At 72.5% G+C, this 16,019-nt stretch carries 18 protein-coding genes and 2 pseudogenes; 9 read left to right on the top strand and 11 right to left on the bottom strand.

The genetic code is table 11. The features are described from left to right. The 5 genes from ABD875_RS08065 to ABD875_RS08045 form a co-directional block, all read right to left on the bottom strand. The coding region (locus ABD875_RS08065) for an arginine deiminase (RefSeq protein WP_345173114.1) at window positions 1-1,190 on the bottom strand (1,190 nt) is incomplete at its 3' end. A 10-nt stretch (window positions 1,191-1,200) separates the two neighbouring features. Further along, window positions 1,201-1,785, bottom strand: a complete 585-nt coding sequence (locus tag ABD875_RS08060; protein WP_345173110.1) for a TMEM165/GDT1 family protein — start codon at window positions 1,783-1,785, stop codon at window positions 1,201-1,203. Continuing rightward, window positions 1,785-2,921, bottom strand: a complete 1,137-nt coding sequence (gene larC, locus ABD875_RS08055; protein WP_345173109.1) for a nickel pincer cofactor biosynthesis protein LarC — start codon at window positions 2,919-2,921, stop codon at window positions 1,785-1,787. Before larC ends, ABD875_RS08060 begins: the two co-directional genes overlap by 1 nt. Continuing rightward, window positions 2,918-3,601 carry a nickel pincer cofactor biosynthesis protein LarB gene (gene larB / locus ABD875_RS08050; protein WP_345173107.1) on the bottom strand — a complete coding sequence of 228 codons (684 nt, stop codon included), beginning with the start codon at window positions 3,599-3,601 and terminating at the stop codon, window positions 2,918-2,920. Before larB ends, larC begins: the two co-directional genes overlap by 4 nt. Window positions 3,602-3,628: 27 nt before the next feature. Beyond that, on the bottom strand, window positions 3,629-4,471 hold the full coding sequence (locus ABD875_RS08045) for a prephenate dehydratase (protein WP_345173104.1): 843 nt from the start codon (window positions 4,469-4,471) through the stop codon (window positions 3,629-3,631). 43 nt (window positions 4,472-4,514) lie between these two features. Between ABD875_RS08045 and ABD875_RS08040 the strand changes: the two genes are divergently transcribed. The 4 genes from ABD875_RS08040 to ABD875_RS08025 are packed head-to-tail and all read left to right on the top strand — an operon-like array spanning window position 4,515 to window position 6,459. Then, window positions 4,515-4,931 (top strand): hypothetical protein, encoded by a 417-nt coding sequence (locus ABD875_RS08040; RefSeq protein WP_345173101.1) that lies wholly within the window; start codon window positions 4,515-4,517, stop codon window positions 4,929-4,931. A 9-nt stretch (window positions 4,932-4,940) separates the two neighbouring features. Then, entirely contained in the window at window positions 4,941-5,582 is a 642-nt protein-coding gene (locus tag ABD875_RS08035; RefSeq protein WP_345173099.1) for an HAD family hydrolase, read from the top strand. 9 nt (window positions 5,583-5,591) lie between these two features. Then, window positions 5,592-5,981, top strand: coding sequence for a DUF4446 family protein (locus ABD875_RS08030; RefSeq protein WP_345173097.1), 390 nt, complete (start codon window positions 5,592-5,594; stop codon window positions 5,979-5,981). A gap of 10 nt (window positions 5,982-5,991) precedes the next feature. Beyond that, the gene (locus ABD875_RS08025) at window positions 5,992-6,459 is read left to right on the top strand and encodes a nitroreductase family deazaflavin-dependent oxidoreductase (RefSeq protein WP_345173095.1); all 468 of its coding nucleotides are present in this window, start codon (window positions 5,992-5,994) and stop codon (window positions 6,457-6,459) included. On the opposite strand, the gene ABD875_RS08020 is transcribed toward ABD875_RS08025, so the two are convergent. The 4 genes and pseudogenes from ABD875_RS08020 to ABD875_RS08005 form a co-directional block, all read right to left on the bottom strand. After that, window positions 6,446-7,768, bottom strand: a complete 1,323-nt coding sequence (locus ABD875_RS08020) for an MFS transporter (protein WP_345173092.1) — start codon at window positions 7,766-7,768, stop codon at window positions 6,446-6,448. The two genes, ABD875_RS08025 and ABD875_RS08020, sit on opposite strands and share 14 nt — an antisense overlap. A gap of 72 nt (window positions 7,769-7,840) precedes the next feature. Next, window positions 7,841-8,065: pseudogene (locus ABD875_RS08015) on the bottom strand (winged helix-turn-helix domain-containing protein); the annotation flags it as partial. Between the two features lie 73 nt (window positions 8,066-8,138). Next, window positions 8,139-8,441: pseudogene (locus ABD875_RS08010) on the bottom strand (potassium-transporting ATPase subunit KdpA); the annotation flags it as partial. Between the two features lie 357 nt (window positions 8,442-8,798). Further along, window positions 8,799-10,370: a bifunctional phosphatase PAP2/diacylglycerol kinase family protein gene (locus ABD875_RS08005; protein WP_345173089.1), complete on the bottom strand. Its 1,572-nt coding sequence runs from the start codon at window positions 10,368-10,370 to the stop codon at window positions 8,799-8,801. A gap of 79 nt (window positions 10,371-10,449) precedes the next feature. Between ABD875_RS08005 and serS the strand changes: the two genes are divergently transcribed. From serS to ABD875_RS07980, 5 genes are read left to right on the top strand one after another with little or no spacing between them, the layout of a single operon-like run. Continuing rightward, on the top strand, window positions 10,450-11,724 hold the full coding sequence (gene serS / locus ABD875_RS08000; protein ID WP_345173087.1) for a serine--tRNA ligase: 1,275 nt from the start codon (window positions 10,450-10,452) through the stop codon (window positions 11,722-11,724). Then, window positions 11,721-12,554 carry an HAD family hydrolase gene (locus ABD875_RS07995; RefSeq protein WP_345173083.1) on the top strand — a complete coding sequence of 278 codons (834 nt, stop codon included), beginning with the start codon at window positions 11,721-11,723 and terminating at the stop codon, window positions 12,552-12,554. The genes serS and ABD875_RS07995 overlap by 4 nt, the downstream gene beginning before the upstream one ends. Beyond that, on the top strand, window positions 12,551-13,030 hold the full coding sequence (locus ABD875_RS07990) for a GNAT family N-acetyltransferase (protein WP_345173080.1): 480 nt from the start codon (window positions 12,551-12,553) through the stop codon (window positions 13,028-13,030). The genes ABD875_RS07995 and ABD875_RS07990 overlap by 4 nt, the downstream gene beginning before the upstream one ends. Then, a complete protein-coding gene (locus tag ABD875_RS07985) occupies window positions 13,027-13,818 on the top strand; it encodes a Cof-type HAD-IIB family hydrolase (RefSeq protein ID WP_345173077.1) in 792 nt (263 codons plus the stop codon). The genes ABD875_RS07990 and ABD875_RS07985 overlap by 4 nt, the downstream gene beginning before the upstream one ends. 9 nt (window positions 13,819-13,827) lie before the next feature. Next, complete coding sequence (locus tag ABD875_RS07980) at window positions 13,828-14,409, top strand: hypothetical protein (protein WP_345173075.1); 582 nt, start codon at window positions 13,828-13,830, stop codon at window positions 14,407-14,409. Here the strand turns inward: ABD875_RS07980 and ABD875_RS07975 are convergent, their stop codons facing one another. Both ABD875_RS07975 and ABD875_RS07970 read right to left on the bottom strand, forming a co-directional pair. Continuing rightward, window positions 14,410-15,009, bottom strand: coding sequence for a bacterial proteasome activator family protein (locus ABD875_RS07975; protein WP_379187711.1), 600 nt, complete (start codon window positions 15,007-15,009; stop codon window positions 14,410-14,412). 16 nt (window positions 15,010-15,025) lie between these two features. Continuing rightward, a complete protein-coding gene (locus tag ABD875_RS07970) occupies window positions 15,026-16,003 on the bottom strand; it encodes an NAD(P)H-quinone oxidoreductase (RefSeq protein ID WP_345173072.1) in 978 nt (325 codons plus the stop codon). Window positions 16,004-16,019 lie beyond the last annotated feature (16 nt).

Genomic DNA, 16,019 nt, shown 5'->3' with positions numbered 1-16,019 from the left:
GTCCGCACGACCGGGCAGCTCATGCACCGCGGCCCGCCACGGCCCGAGCCGAGCTCGGAGCCGGCGATCCGCACGACCTCGATCCCGGACTCCTCGAGCCGCGCGTTGGTCTCGACGTTGCGCTCGTAGGCGACCGCCACCCGCGGCGCGATCGCCAGGGTGTTGTTGCCGTCGTCCCACTGCTCGCGCTCGGCGGTGACCGGGTCGAGCCCGGTGTCGATCTGGTGCAGCGTGTCGATCTCCATCGCCTTCGCCGCGGCCACGAGGAACGGCTCGGCGCCTGCGACCGACAGCGCGCCGTCGCCGTCGCGGTCCGGGGTGACGGCGTACGCCGTCAGCGTGTCCGCGACCGCCGGGTACATCACGATCTTGTCGACGTCGACCATCGTGCACACGGTGTCCAGGTGCATGGTCGCGCGCTCCTGGGCGATCGGTACGGCGAGCACGGTGTGCGCGAGCCCCTCGTGGAAGACCTGCCGCGCGAACCGCTCCACGCCCGCCGGGGTGGTGCGCTCGCCGACGCCGACCGCGATCACGCCGGGCGCCATCAGCAGCACGTCGCCGCCCTCGACGTGCTCGTGCTGCCACCCGTGGATCTTGCGGGTGCCGCGGAAGCGCGGGTGCTCGGTGTAGATCAGCTCGGTCAGCTGGGTCTCGCGCGAGCGCGCGGGCATCGCCAGCGACGTGACCGCGACCCGGTCGCGCACCCACACCGAGGAGTCGCGGGTGAACAGCAGGTTCGGCAGCGGGTCGATGAGGAAGTCGTCACTGGCGAGCAGCGACGTGACCAGGCCGAAGCCGCCGCGCACCTCGTCGTTGCGGATGCCGGCGGTGAGGTAGCCGGTGAGCTCCTCCGGAGCCGCGTCCCGCAGGAAGCGGGCCAGGTAGCCGCGCAGCGTGTCGCCGAGGTGCAGCCCCGCCAGCGCGGTGGTGATCGCGTGGTTGCGCGCGTCGGGGTTGGCGAGCGTCTCGGTCAGCAGCTCCGTCAGGTACAGCACCTCGACGCCGCGGTCGCGCAGCGCCTGGGCGAACCCGTCGTGCTCCTCCTGGGCCCGTGCGACCCACGGGATCCCGTCGAACAGCAGCTTGTCGTTGTTGCGGGGCGTCAGCCGCTTCAGCTCGTTGCCGGGTCGGTGGAGGAGGACGGTCTCGAGACGGCCGACCTCGCTGTCGGCGCCGTGGATGCTCATGACCGGCACTCTAGAAGAGCAGGTCGTACGCCGTGACCCCGGCGAGCACCAGGCACACCGTCGCCCCGATGTAGTGCAGCACGTGCAGCTTCACGAACCGCTGCAGCTGCCGGCCCGCGACGACCGCCAGCCCGCTCACGACCAGCAGGGCGCCGAGGGCGCCGAGGAACACCGAGACGGGGTCCTCGTACTTCGCCACCAGCGAGATCGTGAGCAGCTGCGACAGGTCGCCCCACTCGGCGGCGAACAGGACCAGGAAGCTCGCGAGCACGGCCTGCAAGCCGTGCACGTTCCTGGTCTCGATCTCCTCGCCCTCGTTGGCCTGGTGGTTGCGGCCCTCCCGGATCAGGATCACCGCGCCGGCGAGGAACATCAGGCCCGCGGCGGCGTGCACGACGTCGTCGGGCAGGAACGACACCGCGTGGCCGAGCGCCACGGCGACGGTCGTCTGCACGAGGAACGCCAGGCTGACGCCGATCCACACCAGGATCGGGCGGTACTTCGTCGCCAGCACCAGCGTGGCCAGGAACGTCTTGTCCGGCAGCTCGACGACGAAGATGGCAAGGAAGGTCAGGCCGATGACGACCGGGTCCATCAGAGGAACTTTCTAGCGAGAGCGGTGGCTTCTGCGAGCACGTCGGCGACGGGGCGACCGAGATCGGCCGCGGCCCGCGCCACGTCGTCGTACTCGGGCTGGGCGTTCACCACGACGCCGTCGTGGTGGGCGAGCTTGACGGCCACTGCTCGACCGTCGACCTGCACCTCCACCATCTCACGGTCGAGCGCGTGCTTGGTCAGGGGCTGCTCCCGCAGCCCGATCGTCGAGGTCTGCCGGAAGATCGCCGCGCGCACGGCCGGCGCCCGGTCGGCGTCCACCAGCGCGCTGAGCGTGTGCGCGGGGCGGCCCTTCTTCATGAGGATCGGCGTGAGCCAGGCGTCGGACGCCCCCGCGTCGAGCAGCGCGGCGATCACGGCCGGCCACACCCGTGGGTCGAGGTCGTCGACGTTGCACTCCAGCAGCAGCGGCACGCCGGCCGAGGTGGTCTCGCCCCCGACGAACAGCCGCAGCGCGTTCGCGTGGCCCTCGGGGTCACGCCCGCCCGCGCCGACGCCGATCGACGCGACGGCCATCGCCGGCTGCGGGCCGTACGCCGTCGCCAGCGTGGTCAGCAGCGCGGCCCCGGTCGGGGTGCAGGTCTCCATCGCGGCGGGTCCGGCGTACGACGGCACCCCGCGCAGCAGCTCGGCGACCGCCGGCGGCGGGACCGGCAGCGTGCCGTGGGCGGTCTGGACGGTCCCGGAGCCGACGGCGACGGGGGAGACGGTGACCGTGGTGGCGCCGAGGTGCGCGAAGCCCGCGCAGACGCCGACCACGTCCGCGATCGCGTCCAGCGCGCCGACCTCGTGGAAGTGCACCTCGTCCGGCGTGGTGCCGTGGACCGCGGCCTCGGCGTCCGCGAGCCGCTCGAAGACGCGCAGCGCGGTGCCCGCGAGCAGCGGCCGGATGTCGCGCCAGGCCCGGTGGTGGGCCGAGTCGGTGCCCTCGACGTGCACCCGGGTCGCGGCCAGCCCGCCGCGGCGTACCTCCTCGACGCGCAGCGTCACCGGCTCGGGCGTGACCGCGTCGATCGCGTCCTGGAGGACCGGGAGCGGTACGCCGGCGCCCACGAGCGCGCCGAGCAGCATGTCGCCGCTGGCGCCTGCCGACGCGTCGACCCAGATCGCGGTCATCGCACCGTCTGCCGGGCGACCCGGGCGGCGTGCACCCCCGCGCCGTAGCCGTTGTCGATGTTCACGACGACGACCCCGGGCGCGCAGGAGTTCAGCATCGCGAGGAGCGCGGCGATCCCGCCGAGCGAGGCGCCGTACCCGACGCTCGTCGGCACCGCCACCATCGGGACGCCGGTGAGCCCGCCGACGACGGACGGCAGCGCGCCCTCCATCCCGGCGACCACGACGAGGCAGTCGGCCGCCTCGAGCCGCTCGCGGACCGACAGCAGCCGGTGCAGGCCGGCCACGCCGACGTCGTCGATGCGGTCCACGCCGGCGCCGTGCACGGCGACCGTCAGGGCGGCCTCGGCCGCGACCGGGGCGTCGGAGGTCCCGGCGGCGACGACCGCGACCGTGCCCCGTGCCTCCGGCAGCGGTCCGAGGGTCACCGCCCGGGCGACCAGGTCGATGTCGGCGTCCGGCAGCGCGCGGCTGACGACGTCGAGGGCCTCGGGCGCGAGCCGGGTCGCGAGCACGGCCCGCTCGGGGTGCTTCTCGTGGAGCGCGCGGAGGATCCCGACCACCTGGTCGGGCGTCTTGCCGGCGCCGTACACGACCTCGGGGTCGCCGGTGCGCGCCGCGCGGTCGACGTCGACGCGCGCGAAGCCGAGGTCCTTGGTCCTGGGGTCGTGCTGGTCCACGAGAGGAACCTACTCGGCGGGGTGGTGTCAGCTGACCTCGGCGCGGAACGGGTCGGCGGGGTACACGCCGAGGATCTTCACCTCGGTGGTGAAGAACGACAGCTCCTCCAGCGCGTTCTTCAGGCCGGCGTCGTCGGGGTGCCCGTCGACCTCGGCGAGGAACTGGGTGGCGGTGAACTCGCCGCCGACCATGTAGCTCTCCAGCTTGGTCATGTTCACGCCGTTGGTCGCGAAGCCGCCGAGCGCCTTGTAGAGCGCGGCGGGCAGGTTGCGCACGTTGAAGATGAAGCTGGTGACGACCGGGCCCTGGCCGGCCGGCGCCTCGATCAGGTCGCGGGAGAGCACCACGAAGCGGGTGGTGTTGTGGTCCTCGTCCTCGACGTCCGAGGCCAGGATCTCCAGGCCGTAGATCTCGGCGGCCAGCGGCGGCGAGATCGCGCCCTGGGTCGGGTCGGCGAACTCCGCGACCTCGCGGGCCGCGCCGGCCGTGTCGCCGGAGATCACCGGCTTGAAGCCGTGCTCGCGGATCAGCTTGCGGCACTGGCCGAGAGCGTGGACGTGGCTGTGCACGGTGGTGATCGTGTCCAGCGACGAGCCCGGCAGGCCCATCAGGCAGAACCGGATCCGCAGGAAGTGCTCGGCGATGATGTGCAGCCCGGAGCCGGGCAGGAAGTGGTGGATGTCGGCGACGCGGCCGGCGATCGAGTTGTCGATCGGGATCATCGCCAGGTCGGCGTCCCCGGACTCCACGGCGGCGAAGACGTCCTCGAACGACGCGCAGGGCAGCGACTCCAGCTCGGGGTAGTGCTCCATGCACACCTGGTGGGAGTTGGCGCCAGGCTCACCCTGGTAAGCGATGCGTCGGGTCACGTCCCTCATGGTTCCACGTTCGGGGTCGGGCATGATCGGTCGTGTGACAGGTGGACGCGGCCCGGCCACGTGGGTGCGCGCCCACCCCGCGGACGTCGTCGACTTCTTCGTGTACGTCGTCGTGCTGAACCTCGCGGTCGAGTACCTGCCCGCGGTGATCAGCGAGGGCTTCACGCTGTCGTTGCTCACCGCCGCGCTGCTCAAGGGCGCTCTCGAGGTGGTGATCCGGCTCAAGGGCGCCATCGTGAAGCGGCTGCGCAGCGCCGAGACGAGAGCCGGGAAGACGGTCGCCGCCGTCGCCCTGTGGGTCGTCGCGGCCGGGAGCAAGCTGGTGGTCCTGTGGGTGGTCGACCTCGCCTTCGGGGGGCGGGTGAGCCTCGGTGGCTTCGTGCCGGTGACGCTCCTCGTCCTGGCCCTGCTGGCCTCACGGTCCGCGGTCCGCCGGTTGCTGTTCGCCTAGGCTCGCCCCGTGCCGAGGTACGACGCCTGCCTGATCGACGTCTACGAGACCGTCGTGACCATGGACCAGGTCCGGCACCTGGAGCTCCTCGCGGAGCGGGCCGGCGCCTCGCCGGACGACTTCTGCGCGCAGACCGGCACCTGGGCCGAGCGGGTGACCGACGGCCGCGCCCCGCTGCCGGAGGCGATGGCGGCGGTGCTGGAGGCGCTCGGGAGGCCCGCCGGCGAGGACGCCGCGGCGGCGCTGGCCGACGCCGACCGGGAGCTGATCGTGGAGCTCGCGACCCTGCCCGAGGACACGGTTCCGTTCCTCGAGGGCCTGCGCGCGGCCGGCGTGCGCACGGCGTTCGTCAGCAACTGCAACGAGAACACCCGCCATCTCCTGGACGGGCTCGGCCTGACCGGGCTGGTCGACGAGCTGGTGCTGTCGTGCGAGGTCGGCGTGGCCAAGCCCGACCCCCGGATCTACGGCGTGGCGCTGGACCGCCTCGACGTGCCGCCCGAGCGCGCGGTGCTCGTCGACGACCTGGCGTCGTACTGCGAGTCCGCCGAGGCGTTCGGGATGGCGTCGGTCCGGATCGACCGGGCCGGCGGCACCGGCGACGTGGACACGCTGGCCGGGCTCGCCGAGCGGCTGGCCGGCCCCACCTAGGCTCGGCGCGTGGACATCGTTGCGCTCGCCGTCGCCGTCGCCGCCCTGCTGGTCGCGCTCGTGACCGCGCGGCGAGGAGGCCGGAGGCCGGGCGACCAGGGCGTGGACGCGCTGCCCGAGGACGTGCACGGGCTGCGCCAGGAGGTGGCCGCGCTGCGCGCGGAGGGCACCGACGCGCTGCGCCACGTCGCGGTGGTCCGGTACGACGCGTTCGGTGACATGGGCGGCCACCTCTCGTGGTCGGTGGCGCTCGCCGACGACGGCGGGAACGGTGTCGTCCTCACCTCGATCCACGGCCGCAGCGACGCCCGCACCTACGCCAAGAGCGTCACCGGCTGGGTGTCGGACCAACAGCTCTCGCCCGAGGAGCTTGAGGCGGTCGAGCGGGCGCGCCCGTAGGGTGCGGCACATGTTGCTGTTCAGGCCGGTCGCGGTGAAGCTGGGCGCGCAGCCCTGGCTGCCGAGGTTCGCGAAGGTGATCGTCGGAGCCGACCTGCTCCTGCAGAAGCTGACCCGCGGCAGGCTCAGCGTCATGGACTTCGCCGGGCTCCCGGAGCTGCTGCTCCAGGTCCCGGGCCGGAAGTCCGGCATCCTGCGCACCACACCGCTGCTCACCGTCCCGCACGGTGACGGCTGGCTGGTCGTCGGCTCGAACTGGGGCCGGCCCGAGCCGCCGGCCTGGGTCGGGAACCTGCTCGCCGCCCAGGACCCGATGGTCACCTACAAGGGCCGCACCATCGCCGTCGACGCCAAGCTCCTGGCCGGGCCCGAACGCGACGAGAAGTGGGCGGTCGCCACCGAGACCTGGCCGAACTACGACAAGTACGCCGAGCGCACCGACCGCGAGCTGCCGATCTTCTGGCTCACCCCTCGATGAGGGACGGCGGCGCCGGCGGGACGACCTCGTCGTCCTTGCGCTCGCCCGCGTGAGCGTCGGCGAGGACGTCCGCCGGCACGTGCTGCTCGAGGAACCGCTTGGCCATCCGCGTTGCGGGGTGCATCGCCACGGTCGCGAGCACGATGATGCTCGCGATGACCAGCCAGCCGGCCGCGCCCCAGCTCATCGCGAGGAACGTGAAGACCGCCGGGGCCCACACCTTGCCGGCCGTCATCGTCAGCTCGGCGGCACCCTGGTAGGCGCCCCGCTGCCGCGGGTCCATCAGCTCGGCCTCGAGCGCCCAGCTCGCCGCCGAGAGGTAGAGCTCGGCTCCAGTCACCGTGACGTGGCCGATCCAGACCAGGGCGATCGTCATCCAGCCCACGGTGTCGTGCGTCGCCAGCGTGATCACGCACGAGAGCACGAAGAACGTCGCTGAGAGGTGCACGGCCCGCAGGGCGGTCGGGACGTCGCGCACGCCGCGGGACGCGGCCATCGGCAGGAAGATGCACATCACCGTGTTGGTGCCGAACAGGAACGCCAGCAAGACGTGGGGCGCGTCGGTCTCCTGCACCAGCCACAGCGGGATCACGAGGTGGAGCAGCACCTGGTTCGTCCAGCCGACGCCGACGAGGAACGTCGTCAGCAGCCAGCCCGGGTTGCGCAGCGGGCCGGGGCCCGGGACCTTCACCCGCCGTTCCTCCGGGGACCGCTCGTCGTGCGACGCGTTGGGCAGCCGGACGATCGCGACGGCGTTGACGATGAACACGGCGGCCGTGAACCACGGGATCGCCTGCAGCAGGTCGTCGGAGTCGAAGGCGAGCGCGACGCCGCCGACCAGCGCGCCGAGCGTGAAGCCGACGTTGAGCGCCGAGTACATGTAGGCGCGCGACTTCACCCGCTCGTCGGCCGGCAGCACGTCGATCGTGTAGGCGCCATGGGCAGCGCCACCGAGCGTGCCGATGACCTCCATGCCGACCGCCATCAGCAGGTAGCCCTGGAAGTCGTCGATGAAGGGCCACACCGAGAACATCGCGGCCTGACCGACGGCGCTGACCGCCCACATCCGCTTGGGCCCGAACCGGTCGACCAGCTTGCCCATCGGCACCGCGGCCAAGAACGCCGCGATCCCGGCGAGCGTCAGGCCGAGCCCGACCTCGGCAGCGGACAGACCCACGATCACGGTGAAGAACACCGCCGACCCGGTCAGGAACGTGCCGTCGCCGAGGGCGAACAGCAGCGACTGGGCCGAGAGCCGCCCGGCGAGCGGGGACGGCGGGCGTGCGTAGCGAACGAGGGCGGCGAACATCGACGTCAACCTTCCCCGATCGCGGGTGCGGTGTCGCGCGAGTTTCCGGGCTCGGTTGTCCGGGCTCGGTTGTCAGGGCTCGAGCGTGTACCCGAGGCCCGGGGAGGTGATCAGGTGCCGGGGCTGCGACGGGTCGTCCTCCAGCTTGCGGCGCAGCTGCGCGGCGTACACCCGCAGGTAGTTGGTCTCGTGCTCGTACGCCGGCCCCCACACCTCGCGCAGGATCTGGTCGCGCGGCACCAGCCTCCCGACGTTGCGGGCGAGCAGCACCAGGAACGACCACTCCGTCGGCGTGAGGCGTACGTCGGCGCCGCAGCCCGGACATCTGGAACAGGTGGCCGACCGTCGACTCGCCGGAGTACCACTGCCAGTTGGTGTTGGTGACGAAGCTGACCGCGGTGTTCCAGGCGCCGTCGGCGGGCAGGCCGGCGTACCCCAGGCTCAGCGGCAGGTGCTCCTGGAGCCGGCCGAGGGCGTAGAGACCGAGCAGGCTGACCAGCGAGAAGCCGAGCACCGACATCGTGTAGGTCCGCCAGTGCTGGTCGGCGTCCGGGTCGACGCGCAGCAGCCGGTACGACGCGCGCTCGGCCGCGAGGTGCCGGGGCGTCGTGTAGACGTGGGCGAGGTAGCGCCCGAGGAACGGGACCGTGAGGGCCAGGGCGGCGACGAGCACCGCGACCTGGCCGAGAGCGGGAGCGAGCTGGCTCACTTGAGCCTCCGGTCCAGGGCGCCCACCAGCACGGCGAGCAGCCCGAAGGCCACGAGGGTCAGGAGCACGTAGATGACGTCGGACACGCCCCAGTCCTACGTCCGGAGACGCCGTCTCCCGAGGTGTCTTGACGGTTCCTTGACGGTCGTCGGGCCGGTGTTGACGGAAGCCTGACGGTGGTTTCGAGGCTCAGGCGCCAGGGCGCCTTCGCACCTCAACCACCGACACGGTGGTTGAGGTGCGAGCGCAGCGAGCCTCGAAACCACCGCGACACGGTGGTTGAGGTGCGAGCGCAGCGAGCCTCGAAACCACCTAGCCGTGCTAGCGCGGCACGCGCACGAGCAACCGCCCGTGCACGCAGGTCATCCGCAGCTCCTTGCCGGGGCCGATCGAGTCGCCGTCGAGCTGGCGCGGGGTGTCGGTGGCGGCGCGGACCACGATCGTGTGGCCGGTCATCCGGTTGACGAGCTCGTCGGTCTGCCGGCGGCGGGCCAGCACGCGGTAGGCGAGCGGGATCCAGGACAGGAACTTGCGCGGGTGCAGCAGCACGACGTCCAGCACGCCGTCGTCGATCGAGGCGTCGGGCAGCAGCGGCATGCCGGCCTGCAGGAAGCCGACGTTCCCGACCACGACCGTGCGGGCGCGGTGCTTGGTGAACTCGCCGCCGTCGACGGAGATCTCCAGCCGGACCGCGGGAAACATCAGCGACTTCATGCCGGACAGCACGTAGGCGAGCCAGCCGACCTTCTTCTTGATGTCCTCGTTGACGCCCTCCATGATCGCGGCGTCGAAGCCCATGCCGGCCATCACCATGAAGTGGGTGTCCTCGAAGCCGTCCCCGGAGACCTCGACCAGGTCGATCGCCCGGTCCTGCCCGGTGAGCGCGACATCGATCGCGGCGCGGATGTAGAGCGGGATGTCGAGGTTGCGGGCCAGCAGGTTGCCGGTGCCGGCCGGGACGATCCCGACCGGGATGCCGGTGCCGGCCAGCTCCGCGCACACCTCCCGGACCGTGCCGTCGCCGCCGCACACGAGCACCAGGTCGGCGCCGGCGACCGAGGCGGCCTCGGCCATCCCGGTGCCCGGGTCCTCGACGGTCGTGTAGTGCCACGTGGGCGTGGACCAGCCGGCCTCGGTCGCCATCGCGGTCACGATCGACTCGAACTGCCCGACGTCCTCGACCTTGATCGGGTTCAGGACCACCGCGAGCTTGCGCTCCGAGACGTAGACCTCGGGAAGCGGCTCGACGCTGGCCGCGTGGCTGCGCGGGAGCGGGTTGTAGACGACGATCCCGAGCAGCACCATGCCGACGCCGAGCAGCACGCCGCCGACCACGTCGGAGGGGTAGTGCCGGCCGAGCAGGACCCGGTCGAGGCAGACGAGGACGATGACCAGGACCACGCCGGCGTACGCCGCGCGGCGCAGGTTCGCCCGGCGGACCAGCATCGAGACCAGGATCACCACGATCCCGCCGAACGCCGCGATCGACGACGCGTGGCCCGACGGGTACGCGCCGTTGTGCAGGAGCGCCTCCGCGCTCTGCCACGGCGGCCGGTCCCGGTCGGTCAGCGCCTTGAGCAGCGTGGTCGTCAGCGACGTCGCCAGCATCACGCCGGCGGTGAAGTACGCCGCCCGGCGGTGCTTGCGGAACAGCAGGCCGAAGAGCGCGACGGTGTAGATCGCCATCGCGACCGTGCCGAACGCGATCTCGACCACGCGCAGCACGTCGTGCAGCCAGTCCACGTCGGTCGCCCAGGCCTGGGCGCCCTCGCCGCGGTCGTCGAGGTCGGCGAGCCAGGACCACTCGGCGGCGATGCCGACGGCCAGCAGTCCGCAGAGTGCGAAGCAGACCACTGCCCAGGTCAGCACGATGGCGCGTGGTCGGTCGAGCATGGAGGGAAGTATGCCGGGCCGCCGGGGCCAGGCCCGAACTCGCGAGCGTGCTCGCGGTGGCCCCCGATAGCCTTGCCGCATGATCGACCCCCGCATCCTCCGAGACGACCCCGACCGCGTGCGCGCCGCCCAGGCCAAGCGCGGCCTGTCCGACGAGGTCGTGGATCGCGCGCTCTCGGCCGACGCCGCCCGGCGCGCGGCGATCGCCGCGTTCGAGGCGAAGCGGGCGGAGCAGAAGTCGCTCGGCAAGCAGGTCGCGCAGGCGCAGGGCGACGAGAAGCAGGAGCTGCTGACCCGCACCAAGGCGCTGGCCGCCGAGGTCAAGGAGCTCGAGGCCGCGCAGGGCGAGGCCGAGGCCGCCTGGAACGACGCCGTGATGAGCATCCCGAACCTCGCGGCCGAGGAGGCCCCGGCCGGCGGCGAGGACGACTTCGTCGTGCTCGAGACCGTCGGTACGCCGCGCGACTTCGCCGCCGAGGGCTTCGAGCCGCGCGACCACGTCGAGCTCGGCCGGATCCTCGGCGCGATCGACCTCGACCGCGGCGCCAAGGTCTCCGGCTCGCGGTTCTACTTCCTCACCGGCGTCGGCGCCGAGCTCGAGTTCGCGCTGGTCAACCTCGCCAACGAGACCGCCCGCGAGCACGGCTTCACCCAGGTCATCGCGCCGTCGATGGTGAAGCCCCGCGCGATGGAGGGCACCGGCTTCCTCGGTCAGGCCGCCGACGACGTCTACCGCATCGAGGGCCAGGACATGTACCTCGTCGGGACCTCCGAGGTCCCGATGGCGGCGTACCACTCCGACGAGATCCTCGACGGTGCGGCGCTGCCGCTGCGCTACGCCGCGTTCAGCCCGTGCTTCCGCAAGGAGGCCGGCTCGCACGGCAAGGACACCAAGGGCATCATCCGGGTGCACTGGTTCGACAAGGTCGAGATGTTCGTCTACACGACGACCGAGGAGTCGTACGCCGAGCACCAGCGCCTGCTGGAGATCGAGAAGGCGTTCCTCGACAAGCTCGAGCTCGCCTACCAGGTCATCGACACCGCGGCCGGCGACCTCGGCCTGTCGGCGCAGCGGAAGTTCGACTGCGAGGCGTGGATCCCGACCCAGGGCAAGTACCGCGAGCTCACGTCGACCTCCAACTGCACCGAGTTCCAGACCCGCCGGCTCGACACACGGGGCCGCTTCGGGCAGGAGATCAAGCCGATCGCGACGCTGAACGGCACGCTGTGCGCGATCCCGCGGGCGATCGTGGCGATCCTGGAGACGCACCAGCAGGCGGACGGCTCGGTGCGGGTCCCGAAGGCCCTGCAGAAGTGGCTGGGTCGCGACGTCCTGGAGCCGGTCGCGACGTGAGCGTCCCTGACAACTGGCGACCGCAGCTGGTCGCCCTCGACATCGACGGCACCATCCTCAAGTGGGTGGAGGGCGCGGGCATGACCCACGAGGAGGTCGCGCCCGCGGTCAAGGCCGCCGTACGCCGCGCTCTCGACGCGGGCGCCCACGTCGTCCTGGCCAGTGGCCGCTCGCCGCACGGCATGACCCGGGTCGCGGACCTGCTCGACCTGCACTCCGAGGGCGACGAGCCGCTGTGGATCGTGGCGTCGAACGGCGCGGTGGTGTTCCGCTACCCGCCGATCGAGGTCGTGCACGAGGAGAAGTTCGACGCCCGGCCCGCGGTCGAGGCGATCCTCGCCCGGCAGCCCAACGCGATCGTCGCGGTCGAGGAGCGCGGCGTCGGCTACCGAGTGAGCCGTGCGTTCCCCGAGGGCGAGCTGTCCGGCGACATGATCGTCACCGAGATCGAGGACCTGCTGGCCGCCGAGGTCAGCCGCGTGATCATCCGCGACCCCGACGCGACCGCCGACGAGTTCGTGGCGTTGGCCGAGGAGCTGGGCCTGCACGGCACCAACTACGTGGTCGGCTGGACGGCCTGGCTCGACCTGGCGCCGGTCGGGGTCTCGAAGGCCTCGGGTCTCGCGCACGTCGCGCAGGCCCTCGGGATCGACGCGGCCGACACGCTGGCCGTGGGCGACGGCCGCAACGACCTCGAGATGTTCGCCTGGGCCGGGCGCTCCGTGGCGATGGGTCAGGCGATCCAGCCGGTGCTCGACGCGGCCGACCACGTGACCGGCAGCGTCTACGAGGACGGTCTCGCGACCGAGCTGGACCGCTGGTTCGCGTGAGCCTCCCGTCCACGATCACCAGCGAGCGGCTCCGGCTGCCGCTGTGGACGCCCGAGGAGGCGGCCGACATCCTGGCCGGCCGGCGACGGCCGGCCTGGCACCGCGACTACCCGCGCCAGGACGACCGGGACGCCGCCACCATGTTCCACGCGGATGACCCCTGGGCGCCCCGGCACGTCGTCCGGGGCGAGACCGCGCTCGGCTCGCTGGGCTTCTTCGGCCCGCCCGAGCCGGCGGCCGACGGCGTCCTCGAGGCCGAGGTGGGCTACGGCCTGGTCGAGGAGGCCCGCGGGTGGGGCTTCGCCACCGAGGCGCTCCGGGCCGTGCTCGTGGAGACCGACAAGGCCGGCGTCCGGGTCCGCGCCAGCGTCGAGCCGACCAACGCCGCCAGCATCCGGGTGCTCGCCAAGTGCGGGTTCACCGAGCTGCGCGGCGGCAACGAGGACGGCAACCTGGTGATGGCCAGGCCGCTGTGAGACCCAAGCTCGTCGCCACCGACCTGGACGGCACGCTGGTCCGCAGCGATGGCAGCGTGTCGCCGTACACCGCCGACGTGCTGGCGAAGGTCGAGGCCCTCGGCGTCCCGGTCGTGTTCGTCACCGGGCGGCCGCTGCGGTGGACCGAGGAGGTCTTCGAGCACGTCGGGTCGCACGGGCTGGCCGTGGTCAGCAACGGCGCCCTGGTGTGGGACGTCGCGCGGCACCGGCCGCACCTCGAGCGGCCGATCGAGCCCGCCCTCGGCCTGGAGATGTGCACGCTGCTGCGTGAGGCGCTGCCCGGCACGGTGTTCGCGGTCGAGACGCTCGACGGGATCGGTCTCGAGCCGGAGTTCCTGGAGCGGCACCGCGTGCCCGAGGGCGCCCGGCGCGCTCCGATCGCGGAGCTGTTCGACGAGCCGGCGCTCAAGCTGCTCGCCCGCCACGAGGAGCTCGCGCCGCAGGAGTTCTGGGACGCGGCCGAGCAGGTCGTGCTCGGCCGGCTGGTGATCACCTGGTCCTCGTCGACCTCGCTGCTGGAGATCAGCGCGCCGGGCGTCACGAAGGCCTCGACGCTGGCGCTGCTGTGCGCGGACCTGGGCGTCGACGCCGCCGACGTCATCGCGTTCGGCGACATGCCCAACGACCTGCCGATGCTCAGCTGGGCGGGCACGTCGTACGCCATGGCCGACGCGCACCCGACCGTGACCCAGGCCGCGAGCCACGTCGCGCCCGGCCACGACGAGGACGGCGTCGCGCAGGTCCTGGCTGGTGTCTTCGGACTGTGATCTGTTGAGATGAGTGACGTGATCCGACGACTGCTCGCCCTCCTGGTGCTCGTCTGCGCCGGGGTCTGCGCGACCAGCGCGCCCGCGTCCGCGGCGCCGGCGTGCCTGAAGAACGTGCCCCCGCTGTCCCAGCAGACGATCCGCGCCGACGCCGTGCTCATCGGGGTCCTGGGCGAGCCGGTCACGAAGAAGGGCTTCGTCACCTACCCCGTGGCGGTCGAGGAGATCTACAAGGGCGACGTGGGCGAGGAGGCCTCGGTCTCGACGCCGGCCAAGGTCGCGAACTGCGGCCTGCCGGGCCTCGAGGTCGGTGCGGCGTACGTCGTCTTCGGGACCGTGGAGGGCGACCAGCTGCGGACCACCGCGGACAGCGGCACGGCGCCGGCGACCGACCGGTACGTCGAGCAGGTCGAGGCGCTGCTCGGGCCCTCGAAGTCACCCACGCCGCCCGAGCCGGTCGAGGCCACGCTCACGATGGTCGCCGACGATGCGCCCACGCTGCAGCGCCTGGTCGCCCCGGGCGTCGCGATGGTGCTGGTCGGCCTGCTCGGCCTGGTCCTCGTCGGCGCGCTCGCCCGCCGTCGCGGGTAGCTAGAGGTACATCCCGCCGGACTCGCCCGGCACCTGCGGAGGTCCGCCGGGCGCGGGCTGGCCGGGCGCGCCGGCACCGGGCGGCAGCCCGCGGCGCATCTGCTCGAACTGCGCCCGCGCGGCCATCTGCTGGGCGTAGATCGCGGTCTGGATCCCGTGGAACAGGCCCTCGAGCCAGCCGACCAGCTGGGCCTGCGCGATCCGCAGCTCGGCGTCGGACGGCGTCGCGTCCTCGGTGAACGGCAACGACAGCCGCTCGAGCTCCTCGACGAGCTCCGGCGCCAGCCCCTCCTCGAGCTCCTTGATCGAGGCGCGGTGGATCTCCTTGAGCCGGTTGCGGCTCGCCTCGTCGAGCGGCGCGGAGCGGACCTCCTCCAGTAGCTGCCGGATCATCGAGCCGATCCGCATCACCTTCGCCGGCTGCTCGACCATCTCGGTGACCGAGCGGTCCTCGCCCTCGGCCTCGCCGCCGTTCTCGGACGCCGCCGCGAACTCGGCGGCCGACATCTCGGCGAGGGGCTGGCCGTCGGGGCCGACGATGACGACGCGCTGCTCCTGCTCGGGAGCACCGGTGCTGGCGCTGTCCTGGGGTTCGCTCATGGACCCAACCTATCGGTCAGAGGGTGAGCAGAATCTTGCCGCTGTGGGCGCCGCTCTCCATCAGCGCGTGGGCGGCGGCCACCTCGGCGAGCGGCATCGTGCCGTGCACGACCGGCCGGACCAGGCCCTCGGCGACCAGCGGCCAGACGTGCTCGACCACCGACGCGCAGATCGCCGACTTCTCCGCGGTCGGGCGGGCCCGCAGCGTGGTCGCGATGACCGCGCCGCGCTTGCGCAGCAGCTTGTTGATGTCGAGCTCGGCCTTGGTGCCGCCCTGCATGCCGATGATCACCAGGCGGCCCTCGGTCGCGAGCGCGTCGAGGTTCCGGTCGAGGTACTTCGCGCCCATGTTGTCGAGGATGACGTCGGCGCCGTGACCGTCGGTCGACTCCTTCACGACCGCGACGAAGTCCTCCTCGCGGTAGTCGATGGTGACGTCGGCCCCCAGCGCCGCACAGGCCGCGCGCTTCTCCGGCGTGCCCGCCGTGGTGAGGACCTTCGCGCCGAGCTGGTGGGCGAGCTGGATCGCGAACGTCCCGATCCCGCCGGCGCCGCCGTGCACGAGCAGCGTCTCCTGGGGCTCGAGGCCCGCGACCATGAACACGTTCGACCACACGGTCGCCGCCACCTCGGGCAGCGCGGCCGCGGTGACCAGGTCGACCCCGGCCGGCACCGGCATCAGCTGCCCGGCCGGTACGGCGACCCGCTCGGCGTACCCGCCCGCGGACAGCAGCGCGCACGCCTCGTCGCCCACGGACCAGCCGGTCACGCCCTCGCCGAGAGCCGCGACGGTGCCGCTGCACTCCATCCCGATGATGTCGGAGGCGCCGGGCGGCGGTGGGTAGAAGCCCTGCCGCTGCAGGAGGTCGGCGCGGTTGAGGCCCGCGGCGGCCACCTGGAGGAGCACCTCACCAGGACCCGGCTCGGGGTCCGGCAGCTCGGCGACGGACAGGACCTCGGGGCCGCCGGCCCCGTCGGCGATCACGGCACGCATGGGGCCAGCCTAGGGA

This window comes from Nocardioides caricicola (assembly GCF_039541135.1).
GTDB classification, from domain to species: Bacteria; Actinomycetota; Actinomycetes; order Propionibacteriales; family Nocardioidaceae; genus Nocardioides; species Nocardioides caricicola.
The sequence above is the reverse complement of the archived record's forward strand: the minus strand, read 5'-3'. Positions and strand labels throughout refer to the sequence as shown.